The 17,820-nt window shown below is 65.2% G+C and carries 17 protein-coding genes and 1 pseudogene; 13 read left to right on the top strand and 5 right to left on the bottom strand.

Annotated elements, in window-relative coordinates; translation table 11 throughout:
• The 9 genes from SNE34_RS09985 to SNE34_RS09945 form a co-directional block, all read left to right on the top strand.
• On the top strand, positions 1–971 hold a 971-nt coding region (locus SNE34_RS09985), incomplete at its 5' end, for a multicopper oxidase domain-containing protein (protein WP_332616832.1).
• Positions 968–2,179, top strand: a complete 1,212-nt coding sequence (locus SNE34_RS09980) for a copper resistance protein B (protein ID WP_332616831.1) — start codon at positions 968–970, stop codon at positions 2,177–2,179. The genes SNE34_RS09985 and SNE34_RS09980, both read left to right, overlap by 4 nt.
• Positions 2,180–2,190: 11 nt before the next feature.
• Positions 2,191–3,060 carry a c-type cytochrome gene (locus SNE34_RS09975; protein ID WP_332616830.1) on the top strand — a complete coding sequence of 290 codons (870 nt, stop codon included), beginning with the start codon at positions 2,191–2,193 and terminating at the stop codon, positions 3,058–3,060.
• Positions 3,061–3,078: 18 nt separating this feature from the next.
• A complete protein-coding gene (locus tag SNE34_RS09970) occupies positions 3,079–3,603 on the top strand; it encodes a nuclear transport factor 2 family protein (RefSeq protein ID WP_332616829.1) in 525 nt (174 codons plus the stop codon).
• Between the two features lie 29 nt (positions 3,604–3,632).
• Positions 3,633–4,166 (top strand): DUF411 domain-containing protein, encoded by a 534-nt coding sequence (locus tag SNE34_RS09965; RefSeq protein WP_332616828.1) that lies wholly within the window; start codon positions 3,633–3,635, stop codon positions 4,164–4,166.
• 91 nt (positions 4,167–4,257) lie between these two features.
• On the top strand, positions 4,258–4,611 hold the full coding sequence (locus SNE34_RS09960; RefSeq protein WP_332616827.1) for a four-helix bundle copper-binding protein: 354 nt from the start codon (positions 4,258–4,260) through the stop codon (positions 4,609–4,611).
• A 182-nt stretch (positions 4,612–4,793) separates the two neighbouring features.
• Positions 4,794–5,192, top strand: a complete 399-nt coding sequence (locus tag SNE34_RS09955) for a heavy metal-responsive transcriptional regulator (RefSeq protein ID WP_332616826.1) — start codon at positions 4,794–4,796, stop codon at positions 5,190–5,192.
• Complete coding sequence (locus tag SNE34_RS09950) at positions 5,189–7,654, top strand: heavy metal translocating P-type ATPase (RefSeq protein ID WP_425604498.1); 2,466 nt, start codon at positions 5,189–5,191, stop codon at positions 7,652–7,654. The genes SNE34_RS09955 and SNE34_RS09950 overlap by 4 nt, the downstream gene beginning before the upstream one ends.
• A 25-nt stretch (positions 7,655–7,679) precedes the next feature.
• Complete coding sequence (locus tag SNE34_RS09945) at positions 7,680–8,177, top strand: DUF305 domain-containing protein (protein WP_332616825.1); 498 nt, start codon at positions 7,680–7,682, stop codon at positions 8,175–8,177.
• 114 nt (positions 8,178–8,291) lie between these two features.
• Here SNE34_RS09945 and SNE34_RS09940 read toward each other — a convergent pair whose 3' ends face one another.
• The 3 genes from SNE34_RS09940 to SNE34_RS09930 are packed head-to-tail and all read right to left on the bottom strand — an operon-like array spanning position 8,292 to position 11,949.
• The gene (locus tag SNE34_RS09940) at positions 8,292–9,950 is read right to left on the bottom strand and encodes a phosphoethanolamine transferase (RefSeq protein WP_332616824.1); all 1,659 of its coding nucleotides are present in this window, start codon (positions 9,948–9,950) and stop codon (positions 8,292–8,294) included.
• Positions 9,947–10,291 carry a lipid-A-disaccharide synthase N-terminal domain-containing protein gene (locus SNE34_RS09935; protein ID WP_332616823.1) on the bottom strand — a complete coding sequence of 115 codons (345 nt, stop codon included), beginning with the start codon at positions 10,289–10,291 and terminating at the stop codon, positions 9,947–9,949. The genes SNE34_RS09940 and SNE34_RS09935 overlap by 4 nt, the downstream gene beginning before the upstream one ends.
• Complete coding sequence (locus SNE34_RS09930) at positions 10,288–11,949, bottom strand: ArnT family glycosyltransferase (protein ID WP_332616858.1); 1,662 nt, start codon at positions 11,947–11,949, stop codon at positions 10,288–10,290. The genes SNE34_RS09935 and SNE34_RS09930 overlap by 4 nt, the downstream gene beginning before the upstream one ends.
• Positions 11,950–12,136: 187 nt before the next feature.
• On the opposite strand from SNE34_RS09930, the gene SNE34_RS09925 reads away from it, so the two are divergent.
• The 4 genes and pseudogenes from SNE34_RS09925 to SNE34_RS09910 all read left to right on the top strand — a co-directional run bounded on the left by SNE34_RS09925 (position 12,137) and on the right by SNE34_RS09910 (position 15,271).
• Positions 12,137–12,847 (top strand): response regulator transcription factor, encoded by a 711-nt coding sequence (locus SNE34_RS09925; protein WP_332616822.1) that lies wholly within the window; start codon positions 12,137–12,139, stop codon positions 12,845–12,847.
• Positions 12,848–12,890: 43 nt separating this feature from the next.
• Positions 12,891–14,144, top strand: a complete 1,254-nt coding sequence (locus tag SNE34_RS09920; RefSeq protein WP_332616857.1) for a sensor histidine kinase — start codon at positions 12,891–12,893, stop codon at positions 14,142–14,144.
• A 45-nt stretch (positions 14,145–14,189) separates the two neighbouring features.
• Positions 14,190–14,912: pseudogene (locus SNE34_RS09915) on the top strand (glycosyltransferase family 2 protein); the annotation flags it as partial.
• A 146-nt stretch (positions 14,913–15,058) separates the two neighbouring features.
• The gene (locus SNE34_RS09910; RefSeq protein WP_332616821.1) at positions 15,059–15,271 is read left to right on the top strand and encodes a hypothetical protein; all 213 of its coding nucleotides are present in this window, start codon (positions 15,059–15,061) and stop codon (positions 15,269–15,271) included.
• A 53-nt stretch (positions 15,272–15,324) separates the two neighbouring features.
• Here the strand turns inward: SNE34_RS09910 and hutG are convergent, their stop codons facing one another.
• Positions 15,325–16,290 carry a formimidoylglutamase gene (gene hutG / locus SNE34_RS09905; protein WP_332616820.1) on the bottom strand — a complete coding sequence of 322 codons (966 nt, stop codon included), beginning with the start codon at positions 16,288–16,290 and terminating at the stop codon, positions 15,325–15,327.
• Positions 16,290–17,816: a histidine ammonia-lyase gene (gene hutH, locus SNE34_RS09900; RefSeq protein WP_332616819.1), complete on the bottom strand. Its 1,527-nt coding sequence runs from the start codon at positions 17,814–17,816 to the stop codon at positions 16,290–16,292. Before hutH ends, hutG begins: the two co-directional genes overlap by 1 nt.
• Between the last annotated feature and the right edge of the window lie 4 nt (positions 17,817–17,820).

Raw genomic sequence — 17,820 nt, 5'->3', positions numbered from 1 at the left:
ACGTGATCGTCGAGCCGACCGGGCAGGACGCGTTCACCATCTTCGTCCAGGACCTGGGCCGCACCGGCTTCGTCGCCGGCACCCTGGCGACGCGCGACGGACTGCGCGCGCCGGTGCCGTCGGTCGATCCACGGCCGATCCTGACCATGGACGACATGGGCCACGGCATGATGGGCGGGGCAGGGCACGACATGTCGGCGATGTCGGCCGGCGCGATGAGCGGCATGGATCATGCCGGCATGGACCACGGTTCCAGCGGCGGCGACATGGGCGGTATGGACCATAGTCAGCACGGCACGTCATCGATGAAACCTGGGCCGATGGCCACGATGGATCACGGCGCCGCCGGTATGCAGCAGCATCCCGCATCCGAGTCGGGCAACCCGCTGATGGACATGCAGACGATGAANGGGCCGATGGCCACGATGGATCACGGCGCCGCCGGTATGCAGCAGCATCCCGCATCCGAGTCGGGCAACCCGCTGATGGACATGCAGACGATGAACCCGGCGCCGAAGCTCGACGACCCGGGCATCGGCCTGCGCGACAACGGCCGCCGGGTGCTGACCTACGCCGACCTGAAAAGCACCTTCGCCGATCCCGACGGCCGCGAACCCGGTCGCACGGTCGAGCTGCACCTGACCGGCCACATGGAAAAATTCGCCTGGTCGTTCAACGGCATCAAGTTCGGCGATGCCGAGCCGCTGCGGCTGAACTACGGCGAGCGCATGCGCATCGTGCTGGTCAACGACACCATGATGACCCACCCGATCCATCTGCACGGCATGTGGAGCGACCTGGAGGACGCCGACGGGAACTTCATGGTGCGCAAGCACACCATCGACATGCCGCCCGGGACCAAGCGCAGCTATCGCGTGCGCGCCGACGCACTCGGGCGCTGGGCCTACCACTGCCACCTGCTCTACCACATGGAAGCCGGCATGTTCCGGGAAGTGCGGGTGGAGGAATGAACGCCATGACCTCGAAACTTTCGAATACGCAGTTGCACACCCTTGCCTTGTCGATTGTGCTGGCCTTGGGTTCCGCTTCGGTCGTCGCACAGGAAATGGATCATTCGACCATGCACATGCCGGAGCCTGCGCCGTCCGCCGATCGGAATGAGCCGCAAGAACCCCTCCAGCAAGAACCAGCGGTTGATCCGCACGCCGGTCATGCCCCGCCTCCGCCGGCAGGCGAATTCGAATCCCGACCAGCACCGGTCGACCACGCGGCAATGGGGCACGCTGCGCCGCCGCAGGATCCCGTGCCGGAAGTGGACCACGCAGCCATGGGCCATGAGATGCCGGCGCCGGAACAGGCCCCCTCGCAGCCCGTCGATCACTCGGCGATGGGCCACGAGATGCCGATCCCGCAGGAAACCGCACAGGAAATGGATCATTCGGCAATGGGCCATGACATGGGCGACAGCGCAGAAGACAACGACCTGCCGGCGACTGCTCCAGCGATCGAACCGATTCCCCCCGTGACTCCTGCCGACCGCCTGGCCGCATTTCCCGATGTCGCCGGCCATACCGTTCACGACAACGCGATCCATTCGTTCTGGCTGCTCGATCGGCTGGAAGCGTGGGACGCCGACTCCGACGCCGGGACCGGCGTCGGATGGGAGGCCATGAGTTGGATCGGCACTGACCTCGACCGGATCTGGCTGCGCAGCGAGGGTGAGCGTGTCGACGGCGCCACCGAGTCGGCCGACATCGAGGTGTTGTATGGCCGTGCTGTTGCACCGTGGTGGGACGTGGTCGCGGGCGTGCGCCACGACTTCGGTGAGGGCCCTTCGCAGACTTTTGCCGCGATCGGCGTGCAAGGTCTGGCTCCGTACATGTTCGAGGTCGAAGCGACGGCTTACGTCGGACAGTCCGGCCAGACCGCGGCCACCTTCGAAGCCGAGTACGAGACCTTGTTCACCAACCGTCTGATCCTCCAATGGATGGCCGAAGCCGAACTGCACGGCAAGGATGACGAGCGTCGGGGGGTTGGTTCGGGCCTGAGTACGGTCGAGGCAGGCCTGCGCCTGCGCTACGAGTTCGCCCGTCAGTTCGCGCCGTACATCGGCATCGTCCACGAGCGCGCCTACGGAAACACTGCGGATTTTCGGCGCGTGGATGGCGAGGACATCGAGGACACCCGCTTCGTTGCGGGCGTGCGCATCTGGTTCTAAGGGGAACATACATGCCAAGCGTGACGCGTCATTCACTGATTACCGTGGCAGTACTCGCAGTCGCCGCGCTCGTGATCATCGGTGTTTTCATCTGGTCGGGCGTCTACAACATCGGAGCCGACGATACCCATACGCGCCCAGTTCACTCGGTGTTGCAAGCGCTTCGCGAACGTTCGATCGCAGTGCGTGCCGATCAATTGCAGCCGCCGCCCGATCTGCTCGACGCGGACCGGATCCGACAAGGTGCCGGCAACTACGACGCCATGTGCATGGGCTGCCACCTGGCTCCAGGCATGGCCGGCACCGAGCTGAGCAAGGGCCTGTATCCCGCGCCGCCCAATCTGACGACCGACACCGTGGATGCGGCAGAGGCGTTCTGGGTGATCAAGCACGGCATTAAAGCTTCGGGTATGCCGGCGTGGGGCAAGAGCATGGACGACGAGTACATCTGGAACATGGCGGCGTTCCTGCAGCGACTTCCCGAACTCAGTGCCGGGCAGTACGAGACGCTGGTCGCCAGAAGCGGCGGGCATGATCACGGTGGCGGCGAGACGCAGCCGCACGGTCATGATGAAGGCGCGCCGTCGGACGATTCCGAAACGCACGCCGGCATGGAGATGGGCCCCAACGAGAAGACCGACGAAAGCACGGGGCATGCACATCCGCCGGGCACGCCCGCCGACCACCACGACAGTGCAGCGCCCGCCAAACCGGCGCCTGCGTCTGCGAGCGAAACCGTGGAGCATCGTCACGCCGATGGCACGGTCGAGTCGCATCCAGTCGAACCCCAGCCGGTCGAACCCCAGCCGGCGACCACGCCGGCTGCACCCAAACCCGACGCCACGCCCGAATCGGACGACGGCCACCAGCATCAACACTGATAACAGGAACCGACTGCCATGAAATCCACAATCAACCTGCTTGCGATCGCACTGACGCTTGCCACCTCGTCACCCGCGTTCGCGCAGACCAAGCCGGCCGACACCGGCCATGCGCACGCCGCCGCGCAACCCGCCGCCGCCACAAAGATCGACGTGCCTGCCGAAGCCGAAGCCGCCGTCAGCGTGGTCGACGCGTTCGGGAAGGCGATCGCAGCCGCCGATTTCGAGAAAGTCAAAGCCATGCTCGACCCGGCAGTGATCATCCTCGAAAGCGGTGGCGCCGAACGAAGCCGGGACGAGTACCTGAGCCACCACGCCAAGTCCGACGCTAAGTTCCTGGCTGGCACACATTCGGCCTTGTCGCAGCGTCGCGCACGGGTCGACGGCGACATTGCCTGGGTCGCGAGCGAAAGCGAACTGCATGCCAACAAGGACGGCAAGCCGATGACCCTGCTGAGCACTGAGACCATGGTGCTGAACAACACGCCGTCGGGCTGGAAGATCGTTCACATCCACTGGTCCTCGCGGCCGAAGAAATATTGAAGATGCAAACAATGAAAGGCCGAGTACCGATGATCATTGCCCTGGCGATCGCCGCCACCACGCTGGCGGCTTGCGCACGCACGCCGCAGCCGGTGGTCGATCAGGTGGCGATGTCGCTGGCTGCACCGCAATCCATCGCGACCACGGCGGACATTGCCGAGGCAGCGCTTCCGGCGCCACCACTGATAAGCATGGTGGTGCACAAGAGCGCCTATTGCGGTTGCTGCGAGCTTTGGGTCGAGCACATGCGGGACTCCGGGTTCGCGGTCGAGGTGCGCAACATCGACAACCTCAACACGATCAAGGAGCGCGTCGGCGTGCCGCTGGCGAAGGGCTCCTGCCACACCGCGCAAGTCGGCAACTACTTCATCGAGGGCCATGTGCCCGCCGGAGACGTGAAACGTCTGCTGGCCGAACAGCCCGATGCCAAAGGCCTGGTCTTGCCGGGCATGCCGAAGGGTTCACCCGGCATGGAAGTGCCCGATGGCAGCATGGACGCTTACACGGTGGAGCTGGTCGCCAAAGACGGTTCCACCTCGGCCTTTGCACAGCACGGCCGATAGTGGAGGGGCGATCACCACAACCGACGTGTTGGTCAACATGGGGCGGTGTTACGGGCGCGCCGACTCTCGCCCGTTGACCGAGGACCTCACCATGACGCACCACACCGCTGAACATCGCAGCCAGGCCATGAACACCTGTATCGACGATTGCACGCAATGTCATGCGATCTGCCTGGAAACCATCAACTACTGTCTCGGCGTGGGCGGCAAGCACGCCGAAGCGAAACACATCGGGCTGTTGTCGGCTTGTGCCGACATCTGCGCCACTTCTGCCGACACGATGTTGCGAGGTGCCTCCGTACACACGGCGACCTGTGGCGCATGCGCGGAGATCTGCCGCCAGTGCGCCACGTCCTGCGACAGCATGGGCGACGACGCAGACATGAAGCGCTGTGCCGACATGTGCCGCCGTTGCGCCGAAAGCTGCGCAACGATGGCCGCCTGAGCGCGATTGACGCTCGCTACGTCCCAGTCGGCAGCAACAGCTAGAAACCGATGCAATCAAAAAAGAAAGGCGGCCGTTGGCCGCCTTTTTTATCGGTTCGATGCGGATGCGGCACTTGGACTTGACTCTTGACCAAGGTCCAGACTTACAACTGTCGCCGGACCCCCCCCAGAGCCACCGCCATGCAGATCGGTCAACTCGCCCAGCGCGCCGATGTCCCCATCGACACCGTGCGCTACTACGAACGCAACGGCATCGTGCCGAAAGCCGAGCGCCAAGCCTCCGGCTATCGCCGTTATGGCGAGGACGACGTCGCCCGGCTGCGCTTCGTGCGGCGCGCCAAGGCACTGGGCTTCACGCTGGTCGAGATCCGCGACCTGCTCGCGCTGTCGGGCCGCCGCGCCGATGACATGGCCGGGCTAAAGGCCGCGGCGATCGAGAAGCTGGCCGATGTCGAGCACAAACTCCAGGAGCTGACCCGCATCCGCGACGGCTTGCAGACGCTGGTGGCGTCCTGTCCGGGACACGGCGCACTGAATCACTGCCCGATACTCGCCGCACTGGCGGAGGAGAACGCATGAACGCTCACGATCATCACGGTCATGGTCACAAGCACGGGCAGGGCACACCGCATTGCCACGGCGACAATGGCAAGTCCATCACTCCGGACAAGGCCGCACATAGCTGCTGTTCCGCTGCCGCCCCATCGACGCCGACAACCGTCACCGATCCGGTCTGCGGCATGCAAGTCGACCCCGCCACCAGCGCGCATCACACCAAACACGCCGGCGAGACCTACCACTTCTGCTCGGCGCGCTGCCGCGAACGCTTCGTCGCCACCCCAGACAAGTACCTGTCGCCGTCCGAACCGGAACCCGCCGTACCGGGCGCGATCTACACCTGCCCGATGCACCCAGAGATCCGCCAGGAAGGCCCCGGCACTTGCCCGATCTGCGGCATGGCGTTGGAACCGGAAATGCCGAGCCTTGACGAGGAGGAAAACCCCGAGCTACGCGACTTCTCGCACCGGTTCTGGTGGACGCTGCCGTTGACCCTGATCGTACTCGCGTTGGCGATGTTCGGTCATTACTGGCCGGCGCTGTCCGCCACGACACGCACCTGGATCGAGCTCGTGCTGAGCGGGCCCGTGGTGCTGTGGGCCGGCCGGCCTTTCTTCGATCGTTGCGTGGCATCTATTCGCAACGGCAGCCCCAACATGTTCACGCTGATCGGCATCGGCGTAGGCGCCGCGTTCGGGTACAGCGTGGTCGCGACCGTCGCGCCGGATCTGTTCCCGGCGTCGTTCCGCGAGCACGGGCGGGTAGGCGTGTATTTCGAGGCGGCCGCCGTGATCGTCTCGCTGACCCTGCTCGGCCAGTTGCTGGAGCTGCGCGCACGCAGCAAGACCGGCGCGGCGATCAAGTCATTGCTCGGGCTGGCGCCGAAGACTGCCCGACGCATCAACGACGACGGTAGCGAGGAGGACATCCCGCTTGAGCATGTCCATGTGGGCAATCGACTGCGCGTCCGGCCGGGCGAAAAGGTCCCGGTCGACGGCGAGGTAGTCGAGGGCCGCTCCAGCATCGATGAGTCGATGCTGACCGGCGAGCCGATCCCGGTCGAGAAAACTACTGGCGACACAGTAATCGGTGCGACGCTCAACGGCACCGGCGCGCTGGTCATCCGTGCAGGCAAGGTCGGTTCCGACACCGTGCTGTCGCAGATCGTGCAGTTGGTCGCCCAGGCGCAGCGCTCGCGCGCGCCGATGCAGCGCATGGCGGACAAGGTCGCGTTCTGGTTCGTGCTCGCGGTGCTGGGCGCGGCGGTGGCGACGTTCTTCGTCTGGGGACTGTTCGGTCCCGAGCCGGCGTGGACGTTCGCCGTGCTCAACGCGGTGTCGGTTCTGATCATCGCCTGTCCGTGTGCGCTTGGCTTGGCGACGCCGATGTCGATCATGGTCGCGACCGGCCGCGCCGCACAGCACGGCGTACTGTTCCGCGACGCCGAGGCGATTGAGCGGCTGCGCACGATCGACACGCTGATCGTCGACAAGACCGGCACCCTGACCGAGGGGCGCCCGGCCTTCCGCGAAACGATCGCGCTCAACGGCTTCGACGAAGCGCAGGTGCTGCAACTGGCCGCCAGCCTCGACCAAGGCAGCGAGCACCCATTGGCCGCCGCAATCGTTGCCGGCGCGCGTGAGCGCGGCCAGCGACTGGACAAGGTCGAGGAGTTCGACTCCGTCACCGGTCTCGGTGTGCGCGGTCGTGTCAAGGGGTACGCGCTGGCCTTGGGCAACAGCGCACTGATGCGCGAACTGGACATCGAACTGCAGGCGCAGCACGACACTGCCGAGACGTTGCGCAAGCAGGGCGCGACCGCGATGTTCCTCGCCATCGACGGCCGCTTGGCCGGCATCATCGCAGTCGCCGATCCGATCAAGGAGAACGCCGCTGCAACCATCACCGCCCTGCAGGCCGCCGGGCTGCGCATCGTGATGGCCACGGGTGATGGTGAAACCACCGCTCGCGCTGTGGCCGCCGAACTCGGCCTCGACGAGGTGCATGGTGAAGTGCGTCCGCAGGGCAAGGCCGAGCTGGTGCAGAAGCTCAAGGCGGAGGGTCGCCGTGTGGCGATGGCCGGCGACGGCATCAACGATGCCCCCGCGTTGGCCGCAGCCGACGTCGGCATCGCAATGGGTACCGGCACCGATGTCGCCATGTCCAGCGCGCAGGTCACCCTGGTCAGGGGCGACCTGCGCGGCATCCTGCGCGCCCGCGAGCTGTCCTCGGCCACTGTCGGCAACATGAAGCAAAACCTCGGGTTTGCTTTCGCCTACAACGCGCTGGGCGTGCCCATCGCAGCGGGCGTGCTATATCCGGTGTTCGGCTTGTTGCTGAGCCCGATGATCGCGGCGCTGGCGATGAGCCTGAGCTCGGTGTCCGTGGTCGCCAATGCCCTGCGCCTGGCCAAGAGGTCATTGTCGGCAGCGCCATCCACCTCCCGTCCGCCCGAACGCGCACCGGGAGCGTCCCAGGACTAGGTTCGACTTCAACGGAGGGCACGTCATGCAAACGCAGCGAGAGCACACGTCCGGATCACACGCCGGCATGAAGCGTGGTGAGCCGAATCACTATCTCCGCTTGGCGATCGAACTGGCGATCGACTTCGTGATCATGTACCTGGTGATGTACACCATGATCCGGTCGCTCGATCACTTCTACCTCAACATCAACAACGTCTGGATGACCTTGATGATGGTGATGTCCATGGCGCTGGTGATGATGGTGGCCATGCGGAGCATGTTTCCTTCGCGGACCCTCAATCTGCTGGTCGTCGCGGCCGCGCTCGTGGTCTTCGGTGTGAGCTACTACGGCATGCGAACGCAGCTGGCGGTCGGGGACGAGCAGTTCCTCAAATCGATGATTCCCCATCACTCTGGCGCGATTCTGATGTGCCAGGAGGCGTCGATTACCGACCCCGATATCCAGTCGTTGTGCCGCGAGATCATCGATTCGCAACGCCGGGAAATCGCGCAGATGGAAGCACTGCTGGAGAAGTACTAGAGGGGCACCCACCCTCGAGCGCAAGGTGGGGCAGCAAGCCGAGAACGCACGCGTCCTTGAGCTTGCCGGCTACGGTCAGCAGACCGGCACGCTGCTCCTTTGCAGTCGCCGCAGCTAGGCGCCATCGCAGTGCGCGAACAGGTCCAACCCCTTGTCGTAGGCACCGGTCTGTACCTTCATCAACCCCAGCGCCGAGTGGAACAGGTTGTCATGGCTGGCCGGCTGCATCGCCACGTCGCGCATGCACCGGCGGTCGATCCCGCGACGGTCCGCCAGCCCCGGTGACAGCCACATCACCATCGGCACCTGGGTCTGGGTACCCGGGGCAATCGCGTAGGGCGCGCCGTGCAGGTACAGGCCGTGCTCGCCCAGCGACTCGCCGTGGTCGGAGACGTAGATCAGCGCGTCGTCGTGGCTGCGGTCGGCCTGCAGCAGGCGGATCGTCCGGGCGACAAAGTGGTCGGTGTAGAGCACAGCGTTGTCGTAGGCGTTGACGATCTGCTGCCGGCTGCAGCGGCCGAGTTGCGCGGTGGTGCAGGCCGGGTCGAAACGCGCCAGCCGCTGCGGATAGCGGTGGTAATAGCTCGGTCCGTGGTTGCCGAGCTGGTGCAGCACCACCACCAGGTCGCCCGGGGTCTGTTCGATCTTGCGCTGCAGGCTTTTGAGCATGACCTCGTCGAGACAGCGTTCGTCGTTGCACAGTTCGGGATCGTCGGTCTGCACGAATGACTGGTAGGGCAGCCCCTCGCAGACACCTTTGCAGCCGCTCTGGTTGTCGCGCCAAGCGGTGGCGATGCCGGCGTGGTCGAGCACGTGCAGTAGCGACTCGCTGTGCTTGATCCGGCCGGCGTCGTAATCACGCCGGCCGACCTGCGAAAACATGCACGGCACCGACACCTCGGTGGAGGAGCCGCAGGCGGTCACGTCGCTGAAGTTGATGACGTCCAGCCGCGCGAGTTCCGGCGTGGTCTGGCGCTCGTAGCCGTTGAGGCCCCAGTTCTGCGCGCGCACGGTTTCGCCAACCACGATCACCAGCAGGCGCGGACGGGCGCGGGTGGCCGCCGGCGCAACGCGGGCATCGAGGCCGACCGGCTGGCGCGGGGCGTGTCCACCATTGTCGGCCGCGACCCGGACCAGCGAGACCAGGTAGTTGCCGGGCGTGATCAGGTGCCGCAGGTTGGGGTTGTTGTGCATCAACGCCGACATGTTCTGGAACGACGCGCCGATTGCCAGCGTCGCCACCAGCAACGCGCCGAGCACGCTGGCGCCGCGGCGCGTCCAGCCGCGCAGGCCGGTTGCCGGTTTGGTCCGCACCCGCGACAGCAGCGCGATCGGCAGCACCGCAAACCGCAGCAGCGGGGCGACCAGCCCGGTGGTCACCAGCTCCGTCGCTTCCCTGCGGTCGGTATGCAGGATGTTGCGCAGCATGTCCGGGTCCAGATAGACCATGTACTGGTCCATGTAATGCACCGCCAGCGCGGTGGCGATGAACAGTACGCCAAGCACCGGCCTGGCCGTCCGGCGATACAACAGCAGGCAGAGCATGGCGGTGGTCAGCGCGGTCATGCCGACGAACAGCGACACGGCGGTCAGCACGCCGCCGGGCTGCGCCAGCGCGCCGGTCTCGGCCACCCGCTGCCAGAACACGTGGTTGCAGAACACCGAAAAGAACAGACTGGACAGCAGTGCCAGCGTTTCGATGCGCAATTGCGGCCGGTAGGCCAGGGTCTGTAGCAGGTCCTCAGGCGTTCGGGGCTGGACGACGCTGCTCACGGCTGGCAACCAGGTGCGCGGCTTTTGAGCCGGCCGTGGTGTCGGATGTCCAGATGGAGGCTGTAGGCGGCGGTGAAGGCCGGGAACAGGTTCTGGATGACCCCGACCGAGTCCTGGTTGTGGGAGAAGATGAAGTAGGAAAGCGTCATCGTGCTCCCGATCAGGCTCATGTACCAGAACAGCCGCGGGATCATCGGTCGTCCGGCACGCTTTGACGCGATGAACTGGACCAGCCAGCGCCCACCGAACATGAAGGCGCCGGTCCAGCCGATGAGTTTCCAGATGGACAGGTGCAAACCGGTCCATGCCAGGAACGGAAGCGGGATATCCATGAAGTTCATGGTTCGTCCATCCTGATTAGCGGGTTAACGGTTGCCGCACGAGGAACGCAACCCGGAACATGGGCGGCACCCGGTACGAGCACCCAGTCGCGACGGCTGGTGCGTTCCAGTTCGATCAGTTGCTCCGGGTCCACGCAGTCGCGTGCGACGTCCTTGAGGGCGAACAGCCAGCGGTCTTCTGGTGCTTGCGCCAGCCACGCCAAGGCGTCGCGCCATTGCGCCTGGAAATCCCGTTCGAATCCGAACTCGCGTACCGGACCCTGCGCCTGCAACAGGTGCTGCTCGCGCCAAGCGACCAGCCCCAGTTCGGCGTCGCTCCCGATCCGGGTGCGTACGTCGTGCATGAGCTTCCGGGCCGAACTGCTGGCGTCCAGATTGGGGGCCAGCGCCAGCCCGTAGAACGTCCACACCAGCACGCTCGCGCCCACCACCGCAGTTGCCGCCCGTCGCGGGCGCGCCCACCCCGCCAGCAGCAAGAGGCCACCGCCCAGCACCACCAGCCATGTCAGCAGCGTCTGCATCACCGGTTCGCTCAAGCTGCGATCCGCCGCGATGCGCGCCGCCCACGCGGCACCCGCCAGTCCGCTGGCACCCAGCCCGGCCAAGGCGAGTCCGAGTGCCACGACATATCCGAGCAGCACGTACCGCACGCCGGCCCGGCGCAGCAAACCCGGAAGCAGCGGCGCGGCGGCGATGCACATCGCCGGCAGCGCCGGAAACAGATAGACCTCGCGCTTGCCGGGACTGACGCTGAAGAAGACCAGCACCAGCACCACCCAACCGACCAGACAAAGGGTCCGGCGATCGCCCCGGCGGATGCGTCGCCACCATGCGGGTGCCAGCCAGGGCAGCAGCAATGCGCCGGGCAGCCAAAGGGTGGCGATCACCTGCAGGTAGTACCAGAACGGCCGGACGTGGTGCCACGATTCGACGTATCGGGTTCCGGTCTGCCGGAACAGGATCTCCGACGCGTACCGATGCAGTTCGGGGTTGTCACTGCCCAGTACCGTGACCAGCATCGGCAGCAGCCAGACCGCGACGCCGGCGAGGAACGCCGCCGGCAGCCACGGCCAGAGGCGCACTGCGGGGACGCGCGCGTCATTGCCAACGGTTGCATCGTCCATGCGCCGGTCGAGCCACCACGGCAACAGCATCAGCAGCGGCAGGAAGCCCACCCCCTTGGTGACCGTGCCGAGGCCGGCCGCGAATCCGCCCACCAGCAACCCGTTTCGGTTGGGGCCGCACAGCAGGTGCCGCGCGAGTCCCCACAGCGACACCGTGGTCCAGAACACCAGCACCATGTCGATCTGGCCGCGCTTGGCCTGCAGGCCAAATTGCAGCGTCGCGAACAGGGCGAAGGCCGCGTGATTGGCGATCCGTCGGTTCCACAGGCGCCGGGTCAGGTCCCAGGTCAGCCAGAGCGTGCCCAATGCCGCCAGCAGTGAAGGAAGCAGGAATGCGATCTGCCAGTCCTCGACCACTTGGTAGGCCGAGGCCTGCAACCACATGAATAGTGGCGGCTTGTGGGCATACAGTTCGCTGCCGCGATGCGGTATCAGCCACTGGCCCGACTCCACCATCTGCCGGGCGGCCAGCACGAATCGAGGTTCGTCGGGCGGGGAGGGATCGCGCAACCCCAGTCCCGCGCCCAACGCCATCGTGGCCAGCAGCAGGATCCAGAGAGCGGCGTTGGAACGGGGTCGGAACAAGCGCGTGTACCGGCAACACATCGGGAGCCGGCATCATGGGAAGGTGGGCATCGGAAATTTGTCGCAATCGTTCCGACAGTCTTCCGACGCTCGGGCTAACACCCTGTCACCCGCGGACCACCGGCCGGAAACAGCAATGCGCGTGCTCGTGATCGAAGACAACCAGAACCTGGTCGCGAACCTGTTCGACTACCTGGAGCCGCGGGGCCATGTCGTCGACGCCGCGCCCGATGGCCGCACCGGCCTGCACCTCGCCACGACCCAGCCGTACGACGTGGTCGTCCTCGACTGGATGTTGCCGCGCCTCGACGGGCCGGGGGTGCTGGATGCGCTGCGCAACGAGTTCGGCAGCGATGTGCCGGTGATCATGCTGACCGCGCGCGACGAACTGCCGGACAAGATCGCCGGATTCCGCGCAGGTGCGGACGATTACCTGACCAAACCGTTCGCCTTGCCGGAGCTTGAGGTACGCCTGGAGGCGCTGCTGGTGCGTGCCCAGGGCCGCGGCCGGACGAGGGTGCTGGAGGTGGGCGACCTCCGCTACGACCTGGCCACCCTCGAAGTGGTTCGCGCCGGGCGTCTGCTGCATTTGTATCCCGCCTGTCGTCGCCTGCTGCAGGAGCTGATGCAGGCCAGCCCCGGCGCAGTGACCCGGGAGCGTCTCGAACACGCGTTGTGGGGCGACAATCCACCCGATGGCGACATGCTGCGCTCGCATGTCTACGAACTGCGACGCAGCGTGGATGCCGACTTTCCGGTCAAGCTGATCCACACCCTGCCGCGCGTCGGTTACCGTCTGGCGGTGACGTCGCCGGAGAATCCGAAGGATGCCAGGCGTGAAACATAGGCCGGGGCTGCAACGAGCGCTCACCATCGGGGTGCTCGCTTACATGGTGTTGTTGAGCCTGGCGGTGATGGCGCAAGGCTGGCTGGTCAACGAGCGTGCCGAGCGGCTGGTCTGGGAGTCCCTGCTGGCGACCGAGATGGACTACTTCCTTGATCATGTGCAGGAGCCCGGTTGGGCACCGCGCGAGTCGGGGCTGATCGAGTTCTTCGCCGAAAGCCGCGGTCAGTCGGCTCCGGCACCGTTGGCCGGGCTGGAACCTGGACTGCATGACGAAGTGCCGGTCGGTGACCGCCAGGTGGTCGCACTGGTGCGCATCCACGACGGCACGCGCGTGGTGCTGGCGATGGACATCACCGAGCTGGAGCGTGCGGAACACGAGCAACTGAGGATGCTCGGGCTGTCCAGCCTGCTGGTTGTGGCGCTGCTTGGGGTGGTCGTGGCCTGGGGCGTGGCGCGCATGATCGCGCCGCTGCGCGATCTGGCGCAGCAGATCGGTCGGTTGCGCCCCGACCTTCCGGGCCAGAACGTGGCGGTTTCCGAACGTGCCAGCGCCGAACTGGCCGTTTTTGCCGACGCGTTGAACCTGTATCTGGGTCGCCAGGACCAGTTCGTCGAACGCGAGCGCGCCTTCATCGACAGCGCCAGCCATGAATTGCGTACCCCGATCGCAGTCATCGCGGGGGCGAGCGAGCTCGCGCTGGAGGCCGGCATGTCACCGCCGGCCCAGGCGCAGGTACAGCGCATACAACGCACCGCTCGGGGCATCGAGGAACTGATCTCGGCGCTGCTGGTGCTGGCCAAGGATCCCGAGCGGCTGGCGCGGGCCAGCGACCTGATCGAGCTGGACCAGTTGTTGCCTGAAATCATCGACGACCACCGCCACCTGTGCGAAGAGAAGGAGCTCACGCTGAAAATCTCGTCGCTGGTTTCCTGCAGGGTGGTCGCGCCGATCAGCATCGTCCAGGTCGCCGTCGGAAACCTGCTGCGCAACGCGATCGAGAACAGCGACAGCGGCGTCATCACACTGGAGCTTCAGCCGGATGCGCTGGTAGTGATCGAGGACCCGGGCCACGGGATGTCACCCGAGCAGATTGCCTTGATCTACGGCCGCGGGGCGCGGTCCCGCACCCGTAGCGGAGGCATTGGCCTGGATCTTGTTGCGCGTTTGTGCAGCCACTTGGGCTGGAACCTGCAGATCATGCCAAGGCGTGGCGAGCGGGGCACCCGGGCGAGCCTCGACCTGGGTTCGTCCGTGGCTCCCGGTTCACGCGCGCAAGGTGTTCCAACGGTTCTCTGACACTCCGCCCCGGACCATGGCGACAGTCCCCCGAGGTCTGTCGCCATGGTCACGCTTGCCGAGCTCCCAGCGCTTTCCGTAATCATTCCCGTGCACAACGAGTGCGGCAACATCGCGCCCTTGGTCGAGGAGGTGATCGCCAGCCTGCAGGACCGGACAAGCTTCGAGATCATCTGTGTCGACGACGCCAGCAACGACTCGAGCCTAGCGGTGTTGGCGTCATTGACCTTGCGCCACCCTTCAGTCCGGGTGTTCTCGCATCAGCAGCAAGCCGGGCAAAGTACCGCGGTTCGCAACGGGGTAAAGGCCGCGCGCGGGGCTTGGATTGCAACGCTGGATGGCGATGGCCAGAACGATCCGGGTGACCTGCCGCACATGCTTGAAGTACGTAACGCCGCACCGGCGAACGTCAAATTGGTCGGCGGTTGGCGGACGGAACGTCGTGACAGCTGGAGCAAGCGTCTGGCATCCGCGTTCGCCAATGCGCTGCGCAAGCGGCTGCTGCGCGATGGAACACCGGATACCGGTTGCGGCATCAAGCTGTTCGAGCGGGAGGCGTTCCTGGAGCTGCCGTACTTCGACCACATGCATCGCTACCTGCCGACGCTCATGCAGCGCGCCGGGTGGAAGACGCTGAGCGTTCCGGTGCGCCATCGCGAACGATACAGCGGAAAGTCTCACTACAACAATTTCGGTCGTGCCTGGGTAGGCCTGTCCGACCTGTGCGGCGTCGCGTGGTTGATGCGGCGCAGCCGCGTCGTGACGGTCCGGGCGATGCAAGCGGCAGCACGAGCTATCGACGGCCCCGAACCGGCTCTGAAGGGAGGCGGCTCGACCCACGAACTACCTAAGAGAGACCTTCGAGCGAATATTGCTTAGCACGGGTCACTATCGAGCCGAGGCGGAATAGGGAGGTGGCGGTCATTGTGGTGCTGTCCGGCGCCGCCAAAAGAAAACGCCCCGCTTTCGACGGGGCGTTCTTTCACTGGTTTGCAGATCAGCAACAACCCAACGGGCATCCTGCCGCGGCCCAAGCCGCGAACGTGGTGGCGAACAGTGCTATACCCACCAAGACTTTCGTCTTCATCAGAAAGATCCTCCAGTTGAATGGCCCATGGCATCGGTGAGGATGGACCTGCCCGTGAGGTCAGTCAAATCGAGCTATTCCGGCGCGTCTTTATCATTCGAGCGCGACCAGCCCCACGCGATCGCATGGAACCAGCGTCGCATGACACAGCGATGCCTGATGTAACAAACGCGCTGCCACACGCGCGGTGGCGTCATCGCGATCGAACGTGGGCGCAAGCTCGGCAACGTCGCACAGCTTGACCCGGCCCGTACCGACGATCCCAGCCAGCAACGCTTCGACGACTTCAATGGCCACGCCCCGGGCACTTGGGGCGCTGACGCCTGGCGCGGTGGAAGGAGGCAGGACATCCAGGCAAATCGTCAAATAGATGACTTGCGTAGGCTCGAGCCATTGCAACAACTGCGCGATCTTCGCGTCCACGCTTGCAACCGTGAGTTCACGATCCCGGAGGTAGCGGGTTCCGGTCGCGTCGGCAGTGCTGAACAAGCGCCGTGTGTTCGCTGATTCACTGACGCCAAGGCAGAAATAATCGAGGGCTATTCCATGTGCTATCGCATACCTGATGGCCTGCAGGAATGGAGTGCCTGAACTCGCGTCCAAACTGTCTCTCAGATCGAAGTGCGCGTCCAGGTTCACGATAGCGATGCGCTTCCCTAAAGCGATATCGCTGTTGGCGAGCCCGAGGTAGCTGGCATAGGCGACCTCATGGCCACCGCCCATGCCAATCGGGAAGTGGCCCGCATCGAGCAGCGCAGTGACCTGCCGGGCGTACACGATCTGTGCATTTTCCAGATCGGTATAGGTGCAACTCACATCACCGGCATCGTAGATCGGGAGATTGCTGGTCACTGGCAGATTGGAGAGTGCGCGGCGCAGCGCGCCAGGCCCTTCCGCGGCCCCTTGGCGACCACCATTCCGCCGGACTCCCTCATCGCATGCGAAACCAATCAGCGCGATTCCAGGCGGCGCGTCCGGTTCCACGGCACGCACGACCTGATGCCAGCGAAATGCCTCCGGGTCATCGACAGAGTCGACGCGGCCGTGCCAGCCGTTCATCAGGCGACGTTCTCTGGAAAGGCCGTCAAGAAGGCGGAAAAAGCTCCGTTCGCGATTAACTGGTCGGCGGCAGCAATGTCGGGTGCGAAGTACCGATCCTGGTCGTAGGCGGCAACTGCACCGCGAAGCAGGGCATGCACGGACTCGAGGGTATCCGACGAGCGCAGGGGACGGCGGAACTCGATGCCTTGGGCGGCGGCCAGCAACTCGATAGCAACGATGCGGCGCACGTTGAGAGCGACGTCGACAGCTTTTCGTGCAGCAAAGGTCGCCATGCTGACGTGGTCTTCCTGGTTGGCCGACGTCGGCATGGAGTCGACGCTGGCGGGATGCGCCAGCGTCTTGTTCTCGCTGGCCAGGGACGCCGCGGTTACATGCGCGATCATGAATCCGGAGTTGATCCCGGCATCCGCAACCAGAAAGGCGGGCAGGCCCGAGATACTGGCATCGATCAGCAGGGCGATACGCCGCTCCGACAGAGCCCCCACCTCCGCGGTCGCGATCGCGATCTGGTCGGCCGCAAACGCGACCGGTTCGGCATGGAAGTTGCCGCCGGACAGCACTTCGCCGCTGTCGGCGAAAACCAGTGGATTGTCGGAAACAGCATTGGCCTCGATCAGCAGGGTAGCGGCCGCCTGGGTGAGCAGGTCGAAGCTGGCGCCCATCACCTGCGGCTGGCAGCGCAGGCTGTAGGGATCCTGGACACGGGTGTCCTCGTAGCGGTGCGACTCGCGGATGGCGCTGCCGGCCAGCAGATCCCGATAGAGACCGGCGACGTAAATCTGGCCGGGCTGACCGCGGACGGCATGGATGCGCGAATCGAACGGTGTGTCTGATCCGCCTGCAGCATCGACCGTCAATGCGCCGACAACCACCGCAGCGGAGAACGCCTGCTCCGCGGCAAACAAGGCCATCAACGTAATGCCGGTCGACACTTGCGTGCCGTTCAACAGCGCCAAGCCTTCCTTCGCGGCCAAGCGAATCGGCTCGATGTCGGCGCGCCGCAGGGCATCCGCTGCGTCCAGAATCTCTCCGCCGACTCGCACTGAGCCTTCGCCCATCGCCGCGAGCGAGAGGTGCGCCAAAGGCGCGAGATCACCGGAGGCGCCGACGGAGCCTTGGCAGGGAATACATGGCCAGATCTGCGCGTTATACATGGCAATCAACGTCTGCAGTACCTGCCAACGCACGCCGGAATAGCCGCGCGCGAGCGACGCGATCTTGAGCGCGAAGATTAGCCTGACGCTTGCGTCATCCAGCAATGCGCCAACACCGGCCGCATGCGATCGCACCAGATTGACCTGCAGCTGCTCGAGCTGGTCGTCTGGGATCTGCACCTTGGCAAGTTTCCCGAAACCGGTGTTGATGCCGTAGGCGGGTCTACCGGCGGCGACGATGTCCTGGACGGTGGCCGCCGAGGCGCACACAGCTGCTTCGCATTCGGAAGCCAGTGCGATGGGGGCGAAGCGCGTGGCAACAGTGCGCAGTTGGGAGAGGGACAGTTGGCCCGGGATAAGCTTCATCATGGTC

Source organism: Novilysobacter erysipheiresistens (assembly GCF_036663935.1).
Taxonomy (GTDB): Bacteria; Pseudomonadota; Gammaproteobacteria; order Xanthomonadales; family Xanthomonadaceae; genus Novilysobacter; species Novilysobacter erysipheiresistens.
Note: the sequence above shows the minus strand (reverse complement) of the source record. Positions and strands in the feature narration are given on the sequence as shown.

Bases quoted from the DNA above. Each gene is read 5' to 3' on its own strand.
- SNE34_RS09980 (WP_332616831.1), top strand. From the start codon at position 968: ATGAACGCCATGACCTCGAAACTTTCGAATACGCAGTTGCACACCCTT.
- SNE34_RS09975 (WP_332616830.1), top strand. From the start codon at position 2,191: ATGCCAAGCGTGACGCGTCATTCACTGATTACCGTGGCAGTACTCGCA.
- SNE34_RS09970 (WP_332616829.1), top strand. From the start codon at position 3,079: ATGAAATCCACAATCAACCTGCTTGCGATCGCACTGACGCTTGCCACC.
- SNE34_RS09965 (WP_332616828.1), top strand. From the start codon at position 3,633: ATGATCATTGCCCTGGCGATCGCCGCCACCACGCTGGCGGCTTGCGCA.
- SNE34_RS09960 (WP_332616827.1), top strand. From the start codon at position 4,258: ATGACGCACCACACCGCTGAACATCGCAGCCAGGCCATGAACACCTGT.
- SNE34_RS09955 (WP_332616826.1), top strand. From the start codon at position 4,794: ATGCAGATCGGTCAACTCGCCCAGCGCGCCGATGTCCCCATCGACACC.
- SNE34_RS09950 (WP_425604498.1), top strand. From the start codon at position 5,189: ATGAACGCTCACGATCATCACGGTCATGGTCACAAGCACGGGCAGGGC.
- SNE34_RS09945 (WP_332616825.1), top strand. From the start codon at position 7,680: ATGCAAACGCAGCGAGAGCACACGTCCGGATCACACGCCGGCATGAAG.
- SNE34_RS09935 (WP_332616823.1), bottom strand. From the start codon at position 10,291: ATGAACTTCATGGATATCCCGCTTCCGTTCCTGGCATGGACCGGTTTG.
- SNE34_RS09930 (WP_332616858.1), bottom strand. From the start codon at position 11,949: ATGGCGTTGGGCGCGGGACTGGGGTTGCGCGATCCCTCCCCGCCCGAC.
- SNE34_RS09925 (WP_332616822.1), top strand. From the start codon at position 12,137: ATGCGCGTGCTCGTGATCGAAGACAACCAGAACCTGGTCGCGAACCTG.
- SNE34_RS09920 (WP_332616857.1), top strand. From the start codon at position 12,891: ATGGTGTTGTTGAGCCTGGCGGTGATGGCGCAAGGCTGGCTGGTCAAC.
- hutG (WP_332616820.1), bottom strand. From the start codon at position 16,290: ATGAACGGCTGGCACGGCCGCGTCGACTCTGTCGATGACCCGGAGGCA.
- hutH (WP_332616819.1), bottom strand. From the start codon at position 17,816: ATGATGAAGCTTATCCCGGGCCAACTGTCCCTCTCCCAACTGCGCACT.